Annotated in this window: 15 protein-coding genes; all 15 read left to right on the plus strand. The window is 42.3% G+C overall.

What is annotated here, in order from left to right:
* Positions 1 to 63 precede the first annotated feature (63 nt).
* Positions 64 to 1341: an ArsB/NhaD family transporter gene (locus tag HZC45_08000; protein MBI5683089.1), complete on the plus strand. Its 1278-nt coding sequence runs from the start codon at positions 64 to 66 to the stop codon at positions 1339 to 1341.
* Between the two features lie 258 nt (positions 1342 to 1599).
* Positions 1600 to 2055 (plus strand): CBS domain-containing protein, encoded by a 456-nt coding sequence (locus HZC45_08005; GenBank protein ID MBI5683090.1) that lies wholly within the window; start codon positions 1600 to 1602, stop codon positions 2053 to 2055.
* Positions 2019 to 3209, plus strand: coding sequence for a radical SAM family heme chaperone HemW (gene hemW, locus HZC45_08010; GenBank protein MBI5683091.1), 1191 nt, complete (start codon positions 2019 to 2021; stop codon positions 3207 to 3209). The genes HZC45_08005 and hemW overlap by 37 nt, the downstream gene beginning before the upstream one ends.
* A gap of 562 nt (positions 3210 to 3771) precedes the next feature.
* Complete coding sequence (locus HZC45_08015) at positions 3772 to 5091, plus strand: hypothetical protein (GenBank protein MBI5683092.1); 1320 nt, start codon at positions 3772 to 3774, stop codon at positions 5089 to 5091.
* Between the two features lie 140 nt (positions 5092 to 5231).
* Complete coding sequence (locus tag HZC45_08020) at positions 5232 to 5423, plus strand: hypothetical protein (GenBank protein MBI5683093.1); 192 nt, start codon at positions 5232 to 5234, stop codon at positions 5421 to 5423.
* Between the two features lie 199 nt (positions 5424 to 5622).
* Positions 5623 to 7956, plus strand: coding sequence for a HAMP domain-containing protein (locus tag HZC45_08025; protein MBI5683094.1), 2334 nt, complete (start codon positions 5623 to 5625; stop codon positions 7954 to 7956).
* A complete protein-coding gene (locus HZC45_08030; GenBank protein MBI5683095.1) occupies positions 7953 to 9344 on the plus strand; it encodes a sigma-54-dependent Fis family transcriptional regulator in 1392 nt (463 codons plus the stop codon). The genes HZC45_08025 and HZC45_08030 overlap by 4 nt, the downstream gene beginning before the upstream one ends.
* A gap of 176 nt (positions 9345 to 9520) precedes the next feature.
* A complete protein-coding gene (locus HZC45_08035) occupies positions 9521 to 10273 on the plus strand; it encodes a hypothetical protein (GenBank protein MBI5683096.1) in 753 nt (250 codons plus the stop codon).
* Positions 10274 to 10425: 152 nt separating this feature from the next.
* Positions 10426 to 11571: a photosynthetic protein synthase I gene (locus HZC45_08040; GenBank protein ID MBI5683097.1), complete on the plus strand. Its 1146-nt coding sequence runs from the start codon at positions 10426 to 10428 to the stop codon at positions 11569 to 11571.
* Positions 11571 to 12800: a cytochrome-c peroxidase gene (locus tag HZC45_08045; GenBank protein ID MBI5683098.1), complete on the plus strand. Its 1230-nt coding sequence runs from the start codon at positions 11571 to 11573 to the stop codon at positions 12798 to 12800. The genes HZC45_08040 and HZC45_08045 overlap by 1 nt, the downstream gene beginning before the upstream one ends.
* A 103-nt stretch (positions 12801 to 12903) precedes the next feature.
* Positions 12904 to 13440: an arsenate reductase (azurin) small subunit gene (locus HZC45_08050; protein ID MBI5683099.1), complete on the plus strand. Its 537-nt coding sequence runs from the start codon at positions 12904 to 12906 to the stop codon at positions 13438 to 13440.
* 104 nt (positions 13441 to 13544) lie between these two features.
* Complete coding sequence (locus tag HZC45_08055) at positions 13545 to 16307, plus strand: molybdopterin-dependent oxidoreductase (protein MBI5683100.1); 2763 nt, start codon at positions 13545 to 13547, stop codon at positions 16305 to 16307.
* A 244-nt stretch (positions 16308 to 16551) separates the two neighbouring features.
* Positions 16552 to 18531 (plus strand): HEAT repeat domain-containing protein, encoded by a 1980-nt coding sequence (locus HZC45_08060; protein MBI5683101.1) that lies wholly within the window; start codon positions 16552 to 16554, stop codon positions 18529 to 18531.
* Positions 18531 to 19097 carry a cytochrome c gene (locus tag HZC45_08065; GenBank protein ID MBI5683102.1) on the plus strand — a complete coding sequence of 189 codons (567 nt, stop codon included), beginning with the start codon at positions 18531 to 18533 and terminating at the stop codon, positions 19095 to 19097. Before HZC45_08060 ends, HZC45_08065 begins: the two co-directional genes overlap by 1 nt.
* A gap of 30 nt (positions 19098 to 19127) precedes the next feature.
* A partial coding sequence (locus HZC45_08070) for a hypothetical protein (protein MBI5683103.1) occupies positions 19128 to 19370 on the plus strand: 243 nt, incomplete at its 3' end.

Below are 19370 nucleotides of genomic sequence, written 5' to 3' on the forward strand. Positions count from 1 at the left end.
GTGTTTTATTTTTAGATTTTGATTTGTCATTTTGTTTTTTGCATTTTAAATTTTGATTTTACAATGAACAACCATTTCCTAATTGCATCCATTGTCTTTCTTGCCGTTTACGGCGTTCTTATATTGGATAAGATTAACCGTGCTGTTGTTGCGCTTCTTGGCGCATGTATTTTGGTCATTCTCGGTGTCTTGAATCAGGAACAGGCTATTCGCGGCGTTGATTTTAACACAATCGGGCTTCTAATCGGCATGATGGTAATTGTTGCGGTTTGCCAGAGGACAGGGATGTTTCAATACCTTGCAATAAAATCAGCAAAGGTGGCAAAAGGCAATCCATGGTGGTTATTGGTAATGCTTGCTGTTGTTACTGCTGTTACATCCGCATTCTTAGACAATGTTACAACAGTCCTTTTGATGGCGCCTTTGACAATACTCTTTGCAGAGGAGATGAAGATAGATTTCTACCCGTTTTTATTTGTTGAGATATTTGCGTCAAACATAGGCGGAACAGCAACACTTATCGGCGACCCGCCAAACATAATGATAGGGAGCGCGGCAAATTTAAGTTTTATGGACTTTGTAAGAAATTTAACCCCTCCTATTATTGTTATAATGGCAGCAACACTTGTCCCGTTTTATTTTATCTACGGCAGAAGGTTAAAGGTTGATGATGATGTCCAGCAAAGGATTATGGCATTCAATGAATTGGATGCCATAAAGGATTGGGCGCTTTTAAGAAAATGTCTTGTTGTGCTTGCCCTTGTTGTAAGCGGGTTTTTATTTCAGAGGCAACTGCACCTTGAGCCTGCGACAATTGCCTCGCTTGGCGCAGGGGTTCTTTTATTTTTGACAGGGGATGATGTGCATGAAATCTCAACAAAGGTTGAGTGGACAACCATATTCTTTTTTACAGGTCTGTTTATTGTTGTAAAGGGTATTGAGGAGGTAGGTCTAATATCAATGCTTGCAAAAGGCATTATGGATATAACAGCAGGCAATAAGACGGTAATGGTTTTGAGCATATTATGGGTATCTGCAATTGCATCTGCATTTATAGACAACATACCTTTTGTTGCGACCATGCTGCCCCTTATAAAAGAGGTTGGCGTCCAGATGGGCGGGCATGATGCAATTATGCCGCTTTGGTGGGCGCTTTCTCTGGGCGCATGCCTTGGCGGAAACGGGACAATAATTGGTGCCTCTGCAAATGTTGTTGTTGCAGGCATATCAGACAGGGCAGGAAGGCCTTTTAATTTTATTGAATATATGAAGATGGCGTTTCCATTGATGCTTATTTCTATTATAATATCAACAATATATTTGTATCTTTTTTATCTGTAGCCAGCCGACTTATCGGCTCTTGTAACTCAAACCTTTAGGTTTGAGAGAATATTTATCGGCGACTGTAACTCAAACCTTTAGGTTTGAGAGAATATTTATCGGCTCTTGTAACTCAAACCTTCAGGTTTGAGTTTTTCAAGGCTGTAACTCAAACCTTTAGGTTTGAGAGAATATTTATCGGCGACTGTAACTCAAACCTTTAGGTTTGAGAGAATATGCCCAATAAATTGGGCAACTACAATTGGGAGGGCATAAAAAATGATTGCTGCACACATAATGACAACAGGTGTGATTACCTTGCAAAAGGAAATGACTGTAAAAGAGGGCATTAAGATTTTGACTGAAAATCGAATCAGACAGTCCCCGGTTATTGATGAACATAAGAAGATTGTCGGGGTATTCAGGGCAAAAAAACTTGTTCAGTTGATACTGCCAAAATATATAACAGATGGACTTTTAAAAGATGTGAGGTTTGCCCCTGACCTTCCGCAATTATATGAAAAGGCAAGGGAACTTGGAGGCAAGAATATCTATGATGTTATGAGTGATGATTTTATAAAGGTATTGCCTGATGCCACTGTATTTGAGGTTGCAACCATATTTGTAAATGCGGAAAAACCTCAGGAGTGCATATATGTTGTTGATAATCAAGAAATGGTTATTGGCATCATAACGCCATGGGATATATTCAAGAAGATATGGGGTGTGGATTGAATGCAGAAGATACAACAGGGATATACATCCATATCCCATTCTGTAAAAAGAAATGCCCCTATTGTAATTTTAATTCATCTGCCTTAAAGATAATCCCTGAAAAAGATTATACCCATGCCCTTATTGCCGAATTAGAATCCGTAGTAAAAAAATCGGCTGCTTCAAAAACCCTTGAGACTATTTATATAGGCGGAGGCACGCCGTCTATCATTGCGCCCAAGTATATTGGAAATCTGCTGGACGCTGTTAAGGGGCATTTCATGTTAAAAGATAATGCAGAGATTACAATTGAAATAAACCCTGCTGCCGCTAACAAAGATAGGTTTAAAAGATACAAGGACTATGGGATAAATCGCATAAGCATTGGGGTTCAATCGTTTAACAACAATATCTTGAACAAACTTGGCAGAATCCACAATGCCAGAGATGGATTAAATGCCTGTGAATATGCAAGGGATGCTGGTTTTAGAAATATCAGCATAGATTTAATCTTTGGTGTGCCGGGTCAGTCTATGGATATGTGGCTTTATGATATTGAAACAGCAGTCAAATTAAGACCTGAACATATCTCTATTTACGGACTTACAATTGAGGAGGGGGCGGAGTTTTACAATCTATCCCAAAAAGGAGACCTGAAACTGCCTGATGAAGAGATATATCTTTCAATGTATATTTTGGCAACTGCAAGGCTGAAAGAGGCAGGTTATAGCCTTTATGAGATATCTAATATGTCTTTGCCAGATTATGAATCAAGGCATAACTTGAGATACTGGCAGGGACTTGACTATATCGGGCTCGGTGCAGGGGCGCACTCATATCTTTCTGATATAGGATGGGGTAAAAGGGTATGGAACGAGGAGGATATATCTTCATATATGAATAAGGTTAAAAGATTGGGAAGGGGAACATCAGGTATGGAGGCGCTTACAAAACAGCAGGCAGTGGTAGAATATCTCTTTCTTGGCTTGAGGCAGACAAAAGGCATAAATAAAAAAGATTTTTATAATAAGTTTGGTTTGTTTCCGGAAGATAAATATCAGGCGGTTATTAGCAAGTTAAGACAAGAAAATTTGTTGGAGAATGACAAAGAGGTTATACGGCTTACTGACAAAGGGGCTGTTTTGTCAGATACAGTGTTTGCAGATTTCGTATAGGTTCCCAAAAACTGGGGACAGATTTTAAATCCCCACAATCCTGTTGCAAAAATGAGAAGGGTTTATGTGATTAGTGTATTTTAGATACATAATAATACCACCCTCTGTAAAACAGATGTGCTAAATCCTATTGATATTGCTAAAAAATAATCACTGCATATACTTGGCATAGTGTTTGCTTTCCCAATAATTATAATAATGCTGATATAATATATAAAAAAATGCTTGACAAGTCCTTTCTGGGGTGTTAAAAAAGGCAAAAATATTAAAAGGATTCAAGGGAGGGAGGGCTGCATAAATCCTTGAACCTTATCTTAACATGAGAGGGAGGTGATGTTAAAAATTTTGTAGGGAATAAATGGTAGCCGCAACCTTATAGGTTGCGTATAAAGATACCCTGCAAAAGGTAGGGTGCATTCCCCGAATGCGCTTTAAAATTGTGATGAGGGCATCACAACCTGCTCTTTAAGAAGACGCCGATAAATCGGCAGGCCACAATGGTAATTGCCCAATTTATTGGGCGTATTTAACAAACAATAATTCTTAATAAAGGAGGAGAATAATGAAGAGACTTTTAGTTTTATTAGTTGCAGTTGCAGTTGCTGTCCTGTTGACAGCGCCTTCATATGCTGCTGAGTTGAAAACCAGCGGTCATTACAGGGTAAGGGCATTTGGTATTGAGAATATGACAACAGCCAGTCAAAGCACCCTTCATACAAGTGGCGCTGACGATTCAATATCTTATGTTGACCACAGATTCAGGCTGAATTTAGATGTATCAGAAGGACCTGTTATGGGAAGATTGCAAATCAACTCAGGAAACTATAACTGGGGTGATAGTCAGACATCAAGCGCATGGAATCGTGAGATGTTTCTCAAATTCCCGATAGGCGGTGCAAGTGTTATGGTAGGTAAGTACTGGGCAGCAAGTCCATACACATTAGGAGAAATCATGTTTATGGATGTTAAAGAGGCGCTTACTGTAACTATACCGGTAAATAATGACCTTAAACTTGTTGGCATTATTGTTGACCTTAATAGCAGTGCTGCTGGTAGTTATGATAATATTAGTGGTATTGGTTATAGGCTTATTGGCAACTATGCCCCTAAAGGCTCTATGTATAGTGGCGCAGTTGGTTTTTACTACAATGTGTTGAATGACAGCGCTACTACTGCTAACACATATGTAGAAGATAGACCAATGTGGCTCGCTGGAACAATCAATGCCGCACAAGGTGCTTGGAGTGCAAGTCTTACAGGTGCCTATAAGTTTGGCGATAAAGACAGCAATGCATCTGGTGTTATCACATCTTATAATTATAAGGCACATGCCTTTGATGTCAGGGCAAGTTATGATTTTGCAAAGGCAGGCGGACCGCCGCTTAGCTTAACAGCAATACTTGGTGTTGGTAGTGGTGATGATAATAAGACTTCTACGGATACTGACCTTGAAGAGTTCACATCCCCATCACCATCATATACCCATACTGCCATCTTCCTTGACCACGGCGATGCAGCAGAGGGCGGCGCCCAGCTTTCTCATGCTGCCCGTTCACAGGCTGGGGGCATTGGCAATTTAACCATGCTTGCTTTAAAGGCAGCATATAAGTTAACAGACAAGACCACACTCAATATTACTGGAGCAACCTTCTCCCTTACTGATGAGACTACAGGCGTAGCCTCTAGCACTTATCAGAGTGATAATTTAGGACAGGAGTTGGATATAGCGATTACCCATAATCTGGCAAAGGGTCTTAATCTAACACTTTCAGGCGCATGGTTTATACCTGATGAAAAAGGCTGGACTTTGTCAACAGCCAGCACCTTAGCATCAGACGATACAATTGCTGAATATATGGCAAAGCTCAAATGGGATTTTTAATGTTAATAATGTAGCGGTGCGATTTATCGCATGATTTAAAAAAAAGGCAGGTTGAAAAACCTGCCTTTTTTTATTGTGTGGATTGAAGATTCATATTGATTTGCGTTGACAACTTTTTGGTGGGGTGTTATGTTTGCATTATGAAGAAATACGAGAATCTTGCGAAGGCAATTTATGATATTGGGAAGTATACCTTTACAGCATTAGTAGTGGGGCAATTCATTTCTGAAAAATTTAACTGGGTATTTATGGGCGCAGGATCTATATTTTCAATATTGGCTTTTTGGCTCGCTATAAAAATAGAGCGGATAAAGGAGGAAGGCAATGGATAATATGACAATTAGCGCAATTATCCTCTTTGGAGGCGGTATTATTGCATTGTTAGTCCTATATTTATATATTAAGGGACAAGAGCAGAAAAAACACAGGCATTCATAATAGAGGAAAAGGGGACGCTGCTTAAATAAATCACTTTTCCAAAAAATGCGTTTGGGCAACAGACCGAAAAGATTTGACCCCCTTTGAACCTCCATGTCAAAAGTCTTATTCCATCGGTTAAAAGGCATAAAGGCAAAGTTTGTAACAGCCCTTCTTATATTTGCTGTTGTCCCATTGTTAATTGCAGGGACATATGGTGTTTACTATTCTGTTAATGTCCTTGAAGACACAACCCTCCATCATCTTGAGTATGAATTATCCTCAAAGGCAGAGGATATAGAAAAGTTTTTAAGAAGTGTCCATATGGACACCCTGTTTTTAAGCAAGTCCATAGCCCTTAAAAAACTTATAGACCTTAACAAGTCCGAAGGAAATAATGCATTTGAGCACTTAAGAAAGAGGGTTGAGGATGAGTTTATGGCATTTTCAAAGACCCATCCATACTATTATCAAATCAGATATATAAATGAAAAAGGCTACGAGATTATCCGGGTGGATTATCAGAAGAATATTTCTACAGCAATACCTGCCGGAGATTTGCAGTATAAAGGGAATAGGTATTATGTTGCTGAAGCAATGAAGTATTCTATAGACAAGTGCTATGTTTCACAGATGGATTTAAATATAGAGAGGGGCGTGGTGGAAGTTCCGTACAAACCAGTGGTCAGGTTTGCCACGCCTGTATTTGATTCTTTAGGCAGGAAAAAGGGTATAGTAATCATAAACCTCTATGCAAGTTATTTAATCCAGCAGATGCAGTCTCTAAATATTACAAAAGGCGGGACAACATTCCTTGTGGACATAGAAGGTCTTTACATCTCCCACCTTAACAGCCAGCGTCTGGAAGGCGAATCCTTTAATCCCGGTTCTATTGAAGATTTTAAGAAAGGGTATTCAGGCAGTGTGGTGCAAAGTATCCTGTCAGGAAACAAAGGCACAATGAAGACAGGCAAAGACATAATATCATACGCCCCAATCTTTGCAGGTGATAATACATCTCACAGATACTGGATGCTTGCACTGGTATATCCAAAGGGCATCATCTTTGCCGCAATTTCAAGACTTGAAGTCATATTCATAATAATAGGTTTTGTTGCTGTTTCTTTTGCATTGGTAATTGGTTTACTAATGGCAAAACGGCTGACAGAACCAATACTTAAACTCCATCAGGGCGTGGAATGGATAGCAGAAGGGGATTTTGAGCATAGACTGGATATAAAGACAGGGGATGAGATAGAGGAACTTTCAGATAGATTCAACGAAATGGGAGAAGGACTCAAGGCATCCAGACAAAGGATGGAGAAATGGAATGAGGAACTTAAAAGAGAGGTGGAGAAAAGGACTAATGAACTTGAGATAGAAAAGAGCAAACTTGAAAATATCCTGATATGCGCAACAGAAGGGATTGTGGTGGCGGATGAAGAAGATAAGATTATCATCCTTAATCCGGCAGCCGAGTCTATCCTTGGTGTGAAGGGAAGCAGCATGCTTGGAAAGGATATATTTAACTGTCACAAAAATCCTGAAAAGGTAAGGGATGTTCTCGGTAAAAGGGGCGGAATATACCCAAGTGTTATGACTACCTCTATAGATTCAAAATTGCTTGAGGTGGGCGTATCTGTGATAAATGGCGACGGCGGCAAAAAAGTTGCTTCAATGATGGTAATAAGGGATATTACCGAGAGGCACAAACTTCTGGAAGATAGGATGACCATGGAGAGGCAGTTATTTCAGGCAGATAAACTTGTGTCACTTGGCGAACTTTCAGCTGGCATTGCCCACGAGATCGGAAATCCCCTTGCTGCCATAAAGACTGTTATACAGGCAATGGATGAAGACTCGCCTTTTAAGGGGGCACAAAGAAAATATATGAAAAGGATATTAAAAGAGGTTGACAGGCTTGCCCTTTTTCTCAAGACCTTTTCAGCATTTGCCAACCCGGGTGTCAGGCGCTCTGCAAACTGCAGGATTGACCATGTGTTAAACGATGTCATATTTCTCATAAAGAATGAGGCGGTTAAAAGGGATGTGCGGATTATTAGTAAACTGGATAAATCAATTCCTGATGTAATGATGGATTCTGCCCATCTAAAGCAGATATTTATGAACCTTTTTCTGAATGCTGTTCAGGCAATGGAGCACGGCGGCAATATCTCTGTATCAGCAATACACCAGAATCCATCCTCAGTAAAGGTTTTTGTTTCTGATAACGGTCCAGGCATACCTGAAGAGAATATCAATAAGATATTTGACCCGTTTTTTACAACTAAACCCACAGGCACAGGTCTTGGTTTGTCCATTATCCACAGGATTATAAAGGAGCACAGCGGTGATATAAAGGTGACCAGCCATTTTGGCAATGGAACTACCTTTGAAATAACCCTCCCTGTTAAAACAAAGGATATGGCACAGGTATTGCAATCATGAAAATACCAATGACCCCCGCACTTTTGATTGTAGAAGATGATGAAGTCTTAAGAAAGACCCTCTCCGAAGTCTTTATAAAAAGGGGGTTTAAGGTCTTTTCTGTTGAAAGAGGCGCTGATGCTATAGACTTTGTCAAAACCAGAAAGATAGATATTTCTTTGCTTGATGTAAGACTCCCTGATATGAACGGGCTTAATGTTTTAAAATCTATGCATGAGATAGACGAGGATGTGATTGTAATAGTTGTTACAGCATACCCTGAAATAAAAACCGCTATCTCTGCTATGAAGGCAGGCGCCTATGATTACATAAACAAGCCTTTTGAACTTGATGAACTAAAGATGCTTGTTGATAAGGCAGTTGAAACCAAAAGACTTAAGTCTCTGGTAGAGATACTCCGTTATCAAAAAGGGGATGAAAGTGGTTATCAGGCTATAGGGAAGAGTTCAGGGTTTAAGGGCATAATGGAACTTGTTGCATCAGTTGCAAAGGCACCTAAAACCTCTGTCCTTATCCGCGGAGAAACAGGCACTGGCAAAGGAGTTATAGCAAATGCCATCCATTCTTCAAGCAGTGTAAGAAAAGGACCGTTTATAAAGATTAACTGCAGTTCAATACCAGATAATCTTCTTGAAACAGAGATGTTCGGTTATGAAAAAGGTGCATTTACAGATGCCAAACAGAGCAAAAAGGGGTTGTTTGAACTGGCAGATGGAGGGACTATCTTCCTTGATGAAATAGGGGATATGGATATAAGACTCCAGCCAAAACTCCTTCAGGTTTTAGAGGGACAGACCTTCCGCAAGGTCGGAGGCACCCGTGATATAAATGTAGATGTAAGGGTGATTGCTGCTACAAACAAAGACCTTGAAACACTGGTTAAGGAAAAAAAGTTCAGAGAAGACCTTTACTACAGGTTAAAGGTAATGGTGATAAACATACCGCCGCTTCGGGAAAGAAAAGAAGATATCATACCCATTGCTGAACATTTTATACGAATGAACAGCAGGGGTTTTGGAGAGGGTATTAAAAAACTCTCCACGCAATGTCATAATCTCCTTTTGAGATATTCATGGCCCGGGAATGTGAGGGAACTCAAGAATATCGTAGAAAGGGCAATGATACTTGCCAATGGAGATGAGATACTGCCTGAACACCTGCCGAGTGAACTTGTTGAGCCTGCGGAATCATCCCATCTTTACCCCGTCCTTATAAAAGAAGATTTGCAGGACAAGGATATCCGTATGACCCTTAAGCAGATGGAAAAGATACATATTATGCATGTCATCAAAAATACAAACGACAATAAAACCCTCGCATCAAAGATCCTTGGCATCTCCCGCCTTACATTAAGAGAAAAACTCAAAAAATATGCGATTGAGAACTGATAGCCTCCTTTCTTTAAACTGGTAATATTTCTACCGCCATCCTGATAAAAAACTTATCAGAAGTTTATACAATCCATACATTAAGATATTTAACCTCTTGAAATCAGAGCAAAAATCCAATTGGCATACCTTTTGCTGTTAATACCTTAAAAAACCAAAAATAAGGAGGGCTGGAAGTGAGGCGCATTCTTTTTATTACCTTTGTATTAAGTCTGTTTTTTACAGTTAATGCATTTGCTGAGTACAAGGAGGTTTCAATATCCAATGGAGGGGCAGTAAAGGGCAAGGTTACATTTAAAGGGACGCTGCCTGCTGATGCCGTTGAAAAGATTACGATTACAAAGAATACGGATGTGTGCGGCACAGGGGAAAGGGAGGTTGTGTGGATAGATGTAAAGGGCAATGCACTCAGAGGCGCATTTGTGTTTATTGAAGGTATTACAGAAGGCAAAAAGTGGTCATCGCCAAAAGATGGCAAGTATCTTATAGAACAGAAGGGATGCCGTTTCCATCCATGGGCGCAGGTGATAAGACCCGGCAATATTACCATACGAAACAGCGATAACGGTGTGCTCCACAATATCAACACAAGGGAGATGATTGGCGTTGAAAGCGGAAGCGCAGTCAAAAAGGTTATCTTTAACTTTGGACAGCCTGACCCGGGAGATATTGAAAAAGAACTTAAACCAAGGCGGTCGCCATATATTTCCATTAACTGCGAGGCGCATAATTTTATGTTTGGTTTTATGCTCGCGCCTGAACATCCTTATGCAGAGGTTGTTGGCGAAGACGGTTCATTTACAATCAAGGATGTCCCGCCCGGAACATACACTGTCAAGGCATGGCACCCAAGATTTGGACTGAAAGAGGGAAAGGCGACTGTATCTGCAAAAGGTGTGGCAGAAGTGAATTTTGAGTTTTCAAAATAATGGAGGTTCACCTCCTCCCCAACCTTAATCATCTTCTCATCCTTTTCCATCCTAAATCCAGGGCAGAGATGGACAGGATGGGAGGATGGAAAGGTCGAGGGCTGAGAGGTGTTTACATATAAGTCCAAAACTATAAAAGGAAAGGAGGGTGTATGAAAAAAGGTATTTTGCTGTGCGTTTTGTTTGCTGCGGCATTTTCCCTCTACATCCCTGCATCTGCTAATGCTGCAGAGTATCCTGCCATTGGTCCACTGCCTGAAAGGAAGGCTCCGGACCCAAAGAAGGCGGAACTCGGCAAGGCATTGTTTTTTGATGCAAGGGTATCAGGGGATGCTGCCTTGAGCTGCGCATCTTGCCACAACTCTGAGCAAGGGTGGACAACAAGGATGCCGCTCTCTGATGCATACCCCGGTTCAAAACACTGGAGGAATGCGTCAACGTTATTGAATATTGTTTATAAGGGAAAGGCTTATGGTTCGGATGGAAGGCTTGACGACCTGGACGACATGCTGCGGGACATGATTACAGATTCAATGAACATGAATATGGATATGCAGATTATGCAGGAAAGATTTAAGCAGGATGAAAAGATTGTTGCCCTTACACATGATGCATATAAGGAAACAGGATGGGGCAAAGGCGGCATGGGAACATCGCAGAGGGGTGAGATGACCCATTATGTCGCAAGGAATGCAATTGTCCAGTTCCTTGAAACACTTGTTTCAAAGAATGTTCCGTTTGATAAAGGGAACCTCTCTGATAATGCAAAGAAGGGGATGGAACTCTTCAAAGGCAAGGCAGGGTGCATCCAGTGCCACAATGGTCCTTATTTCTCTGATGTCCGACCCCACAATACAGGCGTCCCTGAAAATCCGGAGGTATTCAAAGACCCGCAGAGACATTTTACTTATGTTGCATACATGATGTTTATGGGTGTTGACAACAGGATGAACTGGAGAAGGGATGTTGGCTATTACACAATATCAAAGGACAAAAAGGATGTGGGCAAATTCATCACACCGACATTAAGAGAACTTAAATACACAGCCCCTTATATGCACAACGGCATGTTTGCCACACTTGATGATGTTATTGAATTTTATAATATGGGCGGCGGTGAAGACAGACCCGGAATGAAAGACGCCGCAATGAAACCGCTGAACCTGAGCGGTGATGAAAAAATGGCATTAAAGGAATTTTTGTTAAGCCTTTCAGGAGACCCAATTACAATACCAATGCCAAAGGGTGTAAAGATAGAATACAAGCCTATCCCTAATTGGAAGGGGGTGAAGAACTAATGAAAAACATTAAAAGATTTTTCACTGCTAAAATAGCCGTAACTCAAGCCTTCAGGCTTGACTTTTTCAAGGCTAAAGCCTTGAGTTACACTACTATAGTGTTAGCATTACTTATTATCTCATCAGGCATTGTTGTAGCAGGCGACAGCCCAAGAGGATTATCAGCGCTCCCATCCAATCCTCCGATACCAACAGACAACCCATCAGGGACTAATGTCTATCCTTCAAAGATGGATAAAAAGCAGGAACTCGGTTATCTCCTGTTCTTTGACCCAAAGGTGTCAGGCGACGGCAGTATATCTTGTGCGGACTGCCATGACCCGAAACAGGGATGGGGGTTTGCCGACCCGATAAGCAGAGGGTATCCCGGCACAGTCCACTGGAGGAATTCTCAGACAGCAGTAAATTCAGGTTATCTTAATAAAATCTTCTGGGAAGGCGGCACAACAAGCCTTGAATCGCAGGCGCCTGCTGCTGCAGGCGGCGGTGTGGCAGGAAACGGCTCTCCTGATATGATGGAATCAAGGCTCAGGTTTTCACCTGAATATGTGAAGAGGTTTAAAGAGGTCTTTGGTTTAGAATGGCCGAATATGGACCATGCGTGGGATGCCATAGCTGCCTTTGAAAGATACCTCTCCCAACCAGATACACCCTTTGATAAATTTATGAGAGGTGATAAAAACGCACTCGCTTCAAAGGCACAGAAGGGCATGGAAATATTCAAAGGCAAGGCAAACTGTATTGCATGCCATAACGGACCCATGCTTTCTGATGAAAAGTTTTATGATATCGGCGTGGCGGATGCGCCTGAATTTGAAGAAAGCGGTCTCCAGCAGGTAACTGTTCGGTTTCAGCATTATTCAAAGGGTTCCTCTGAAGAGATTTACAGGACATCCAAGCATGACCTGGGCATTTACTTTAAACAAAAAAGACTTGAAGATAGGGGTAAGTTCAGGATTGCACCGCTCAGATATTTAAAATATACAGCCCCTTATATGCACAACGGCACGTTATTTACACTGGATGAGGTTATAGAGTTCTATAACAAGGGCGGCGGCGAGGACAGGTGGGGGAATAAGACAAAAATCCTGAAGCCTTTGAATCTCACAAAGGATGAAAAAGAGGCATTAAAGGAATTCCTCTTGTCAACCAGCGGAGAAGAAATCAGGCTTCCTGTGCCAAAGGTTCCTGACTATGCGCCAATGGCAGACTGGCAGCCGAAAAAATAATGATAGAACAGGCAATGGGCAATAGGCAATAGGTAATAGGTAATACCCATAGCCCATAGCCTATAACCTATAGCCTGATTTAAACAAGGGAGGTGAAATTTAAATGGATAATACAAATCAGAAAGATTGTTTAACCTCATGTCTTACCACCCGCAGAGAGTTTCTGTTTTTAAGCGGCGCTGCCACAGCCACTATTATGCTTACAGGCATACCCGGTTTAGGCACTAAAGAGGTTCAGGCGGTTGTATCTAAATATCCAAGGATGAAGATTGGAAAACTCAGCGCCCTTAAACAGGATATGCCTGTTGCATTTACATATCCGACACAGGATATAAGGAATATCCTTGTTAAACTTGGGACCCCGGCAGGCGGCGGTGTTGGCTCAAACAATGATGTAGTCGCCTTCAACCCTGTCTGCACGCACATGGGCGGGCCAATGGAAACAGCATATAAGGCAGAATATAAAATCCTCGGCCAGTGCCCGTTCCATCAGTCAACCTTTGACCTGACAAGGCACGGCATGATTATAAGCGGTCATGCAACAGAAAGTCTGCCTCAGATATTGCTGGAGACAGAAGGCGATGACATATATGCGACTGCGGTTATAGGGTTGGTTTATGGAAGGAATAGCAATGTTTGAAAAACAGGCAATTGGCGATAGGTGAGAGGCAATAGGCAAAAGAAAAAACCTATAGCCTATAGCCCATTGCCCATAGCCTGTATTTAAAAAGGAGGTGTAAATTCATGGCAACACCATATTATATACCAGAAGACAGGGTTCCTCTTCCGCCGCCGAATGCAGAGATCTTTACAACATGCTGCGACTACTGCATTGTGGCATGCGGATATAAGGTTTACCGCTGGCCCGTAGGGAGTGAAGGGGGGCAGAAGGCGAATGAAAATGCATTTAAAAAGAATTTTCCTGTAGGTCCGCTTGGAAGGTGGGTAAGTCCGAATCAGCACAATATAGTAATAGCAAACGGCAAACCGCATCATGTTATTGTCGTCCCTGACGAGGGCACAGAGGCAGTCAACCTGACAGGCGATGGGAGTATAAGAGGCGGATGTATTGCACAAAAGGTCTATAACCCTAGCAAGCCTACAAGAGACAGGCTCCAGAGACCAATGGTCAGGATATATGATACCTTGATGCCTGTTTCATGGGACTTTGCCCTTGATGTTGCGGCAGAGGTTTCAAATCATGTCCTCAAAAATCACGGCGAACATGCTTGGGCATGCAAGACCATGAGTTATCAGTTCATGGAAAATCTCTATGCCATTACCAGATTTGCCTTAAAAGACATAAATACGCCTGCATTTACATGGCATGATTCCCCTGCGGCTGGCGAGGAATCAGCAGGCGTGGCATTCGCAGGCTTTCAGACCTTTGGTCCCGGTTACTGGGACAGGGCAAATGCAGATGTTTTGTTCATATCAGGCACAGACCCGTTTGAGACAAAGACGATTCTCTGGAATGAATGGATAATGCCCGCGATTCAGAAAAAGAAGATGAAGGTCATTATGGTCCTGCCGAGAAAGACCGCAGGCGCTGCTTATGCAGAGGCAAACGGCGGATTATTCCTTGATGTCTATCCGGGGACAGATGCAATCCTTTATAATGCCATTGCCAGAGTTATTGTTGAGAACAAGGGAGAGGATATGGATTTCATAAAGAACTGGACATCCAATTTCTCTTTGCCTCAGTGGGAGACAGAATCCGGTTTTGGAAGAGGCACAAGGAACACACACTGGCAGTGGATAACCACATGGGGAAAACTTGCTGCAAAGGGTTATGATGACTGGAAGGCATGGCTTCTGGGTGAAAAGGAGATTGAGATCAATAAGGCATCAGAAATAACAGGTGTATCTGTTGAAAAGATTAAAAAGGCTGCTGAGATGCTTTCTAATGCTGATGGTAAGAAGAAGGTCTCCTTTGGTTATGAAAAGGGCAACTACTGGTCAAATAACTATCTGAACACAGCGTCGCTTGGCTCTTTGGCGCTCTTAACAGGGTGCGGAAACAGACCAGGCAGGCAGTTAGGCAGGTTCGGCGGACATCAGAGGGGTGGCGTTGGCGGAGGAAACTATCCCGGCAATAAGTCTGCTGATAAATTCGGAGGCAGGAGAAGGCTTACGCTTGATGTGGACAGGTGGCTTGAGTCAGGGCATGTCCGGTTTGCATGGGTTGTTGGAAACACATGGATGAGCGCTATGACAGGGTCGCAGGGTCTAATGGATAGCTTCAACAGGCTCACCCGCCAGAATCCTAATCAGGTAATGAGTCTTGCAAAAGAGGATGTTATAAACACCCTTAAAAATAGGGTTGACAGCGGCGGCATGGTGGTAGTTGACCAGGATATCTATCTAAGAGACCCGGTTGGCGCCAAGTATGCTGATATTGTCCTTCCTGCAGCCACATGGGGAGAAGAGGACTTTCTCCGTGCAAACGGCGAGAGAAGGTTAAGACTCTATCAGAAGTTCTATGATGCGCCTGGAGAGGCAAGGCCTGACTGGTGGATAGTCGCAAAGTGGGCAAAGAAGATGGGGTTTGAAGGCTATGACTGGAAGGACTCTAATGATGTTGCAACAGAGATGTCCAGATTCACCAGAGGCCGTCAGGACAATAACTTTGATGCCCTTACATGGATAGCAAAGAAGAAGGGAATCAAAGTTCATGACCTCATCCGCAAATTTGGCACAACGGGCATCCAGTGTCCTGTTGTTGTAGTAGATGAGGATTACAAGTATGACAGGCCTGGCGCAGAATACACAATGCCAAAGGCGATGAGGGATTCCAATGACCTTAAGGCAGACGGCTTAAAGGTTATTGGCGTGGCAAGGCTTATTGACTCTGAGTGGAAACTGCCTGACACCCATTTCGGAGAAAGGTATATTGACCCTAAGAACCTTGTGGCATTCAATACCCAGTCAGGAAAGGCAAACTGGCTCAAGTCGCCGTGGGATGTATTCTCTGACTTCTTTGATTTTATAAAGCCAAAGGAGGATGAACTCTGGGTTACTAACGGCAGAGTAAACGAAATATGGCAGTCAGGATTTGATGATGTGGAAAGAAGACCATATATCACGCAGAGGTTCCCTGAAAACTTTATTGAAATCCATCCTGACGATGCAAAGACAAGGGGCATTGAGAGCGGGGATATGGTTACTGCTTCCAGCAACAGGGTTGCGGTATGGAAGGATTCCAATATGGGGACAAATGCCCTTGACACCAAATTCAGCAACCTGGTGAAGACGGGTCATATCAAGATGACCAGCGCCAGCGTTACTGCTGTGGCAATAGTAACACCTGCTGTTAAAAAGGGCGTGTCATTTATGTACTTCCTGCACCCAACACAGCCTGCTAATTCACTTGCGCCAAGGGTGGTTGATCCGCTTACAAACCAGTATCGTTATAAACTTGGCGTGGGCAAGGTTAAGAAAATCGGCGAGTCTCCTTACAAGAATGAGTTCCGCGCCATGACATTTGCAAGAAGGGATATAGTGTAAAAATGCAAAAATCAAATCTCAAAAATCAAAATTAAGGAATTCATTTTTAGATTTTGTTCTTCTCACCCTTCCCCTCCTCCTAAAGCGGTTGGGATGAGAATCAAGCGGGCAAGGGCTACTGCCTTTGCCCGCTTTTTATGTGATTAACTGTAACTCAAGGCTTTAGCCTTGATTGTATCAAACCTAAAGGTTTGAGTTACGTTGTTGGTATCCTTATCTTTGTTAGGCTCGCACATTTTTTGGGATGAACACAACACTTGCAAAAAATAAAATTGATATGTATTCGCACTGCTTAGAAAAAGAGGCGGTCTGCGCTGTTGCCTCTGCTATGGAAAGCGGTGATGAGAGGGTAAGGTGTTTTGGCGCAAGGGCGCTTGGGATATTAAAGCATGATGAAGGGGTAAACTTTCTCATGAAGTATCTAAATGACCCTGATCCTGATGTGCGGTGCGATGCTGCTATGGCGCTTGGTGAAATAGGGGATGAAAGCGCTGTACCTTATCTTATTAAGGCGTTTGATGATGATGATTGCATGGTAAAGGTTTCTGTTGTAGATGCCCTTTCAAAGACAGGTGATGCAAATGCAGTGGAACCGCTTATAAATGCAATAACCTCAACCCCTGTTCTTTCAGATGCACTCGGAGACCTTTCATGGGATTACAGATGGGATATACAGGAAAAGGCTATTTCTGCGTTGGGCAGGATAAAAGATACAAGGCCTGTCCCTGCAGGTATTAAGCAGGGAGCAGTTCAGGCGCTTATAGGATTTCTTAAAGACGAAGATATGGAGGGCATGCAAGGCGTCATATTCAAATCCCTTATACAGCAGGGCGCTCAAAAAGGGATTGAGGCAGTGGCAAGTTATCTGAAAGATAAAGATGTTTCGGTCAGGAGAAAGGCTGCAAGCGCATTTACCCATGCAGCTCATCCTCAGGTTCTTGAGTATCTTACTGATGCCCTGATAGATGAGGATAGTCTTGTCCGGGTGAACGCTGTCCGGATTATAGGAAAACTCGGCGCAGAAAGGGATATTGTCCCTCTTGTTCTTCTGCTCAAGGATGAAGATGAAGAGGTTCGCATAGAGTCTATAAAGGCAATTGCGAAGATAATGGACAGCAGGCTTGCCCCTGCAGGCAGTGAGCAGGGGGCAGTAAAACATATTCTACCGCTGCTTAATGATAAGAGCAGCGCAGTTAAGAAAATAGCAGTTGAACTTCTTGGCAAAATGTCTAATCCCGAAGGCATTGAATCGCTGATTAAGATTTCAAATGATGCAGATGAGGATATATGCAGTGAGATAGTTTCTGTTTTGGGAAGATATGAGGATGAAAGGGCAAAGGATGTAATACTTGGTATCGTCAGTGGTAAAGATAAACCTTCCTTTGTCAGAAATAAGGCTCTGCGGTTGTTAAAAATCAATGAAGACAGAAAGGGATTAGACTCTGTCCTTGAAGTTATAAAGGATCCGGATGCAGACAAACTCATTAAACAAGCAGCATTTGAATGCCTGAAGAGGGCAGATGAAAAAATAGCAGTGGATGCTGTTTTGGAACTTTTGGACTGCGAGGATGTAAACATCAAGGTTTCTATCGCAAAACTCCTTAAAGAGTTTAAAGATATTAAACATGTCCCTGCAGGTATTAAGCAGGGAGCAGAGAGGATTCTTCTGGATTTTTTGAATAATGAAAATGGTGATGTAAAAAAACAGTCGGCAATCTCCCTTGCATACAGGGGCAATGATGCAGGGCTGGATATAATAAGAGAGATTATAAAAGGCGCTAAAGGCGGGTTAACTAATGAGATATGTGAAGCGGTTAAAAATATAAAGAACGAAAAGGGCATAGAACTATTGATGTCTTGTATGGAAAGCGAAGACCCGTTTTTAAGATATGCCGCTGTTAAATCTGTTGGCAATGCAGGATGTAAAGAAGCGGTCAATTCACTCATAAGACTTCTTGACGATGAAAATAAGGATGTCCGGAGAGAGGCGGTTACTGCCCTTGGTAAAATTGGCAATGAAAGCGTATTGCTGCTTCTGGTCTCACGGCTTTATGATTATGAAAGGTTTAATGATATGAGGCGGGATATAACCTTTGCCTGTAAAAATATAAACGAGGTTCAAACAGTAAGACTTATTCTGGATACGCTTAATGACAAAGACAGGAAAGATGACCATTGGACTTGCATAGAGGCATTGTCTGTTATTTATGGGGGATATGAGTGATGAAAACTCAAAACCATGCCCCCGAGTGTTTCTATCGGGGGTCAAAACTCTTAACCCTTTCTTTAGCCCTGTTTCTTTTTATCAACTGGCATGGCAGTGGTTTTGCAGCTGAGAGTAAAAAGGGTGTTATCAATATAAAGAGAGGCAAAGAGATTTACCATGAAAGGTGCGCTGCATGCCATGGTATAGACGGCAATCCTATTTTGCCAGCATCGCCAAATTTTGCAAAAGGCGAGAGGATGGAGAAACCTGATAAGGAACTTCTTAATACTATTAAACACGGCAAAAACCTTATGCCCCCATGGAAAGATGTTCTGACCGAAGAAGAAATTAAGGATGCATTGACGTTCGTAAGGCTCGTGGCTGGAGAAAAGGCGTTTGACGAGAAGTGTGCAAAATGTCATAGCAGCAGCATCCCAAAACTGCGGGCTGATGTGCCAGATACTAAAACCCTTAAAAACTCTCAGGGACAATTAGACATCTGTCGCGGGTGTGAAATAGAAAAGGAGATGACGAATGAGGAATTGATAGAGGTCATTAAGTATATGAGGACGTTGGGGAAATGAAAGAAAATTTATTACAGAAGGATGGGATATATGTCAAAGAAAATAATTTTGGCGCTTTCCATTGTGCTTGTTTTTGCCTCATCAGCCTTTGCCCTTGAGGAGAATGTATATCGGCAGTTTATGGGTTTGGACTCAAGGAAGGTTGTGTGGTTTCTGGCCCAGATGCATTTGTATTTTGGGGCATTTGTATTGGGCGTGCCTTTATTTGCAGTCATAATAGAAATAGTTGGCTGGCGGAGTAAAGACAAGAAGTTTGATAAACTTGCCTATGAG

The organism is Deltaproteobacteria bacterium, from assembly GCA_016223005.1.
GTDB lineage: Bacteria > Desulfobacterota > GWC2-55-46 > UBA9637 > GWC2-42-11 > JACRPW01.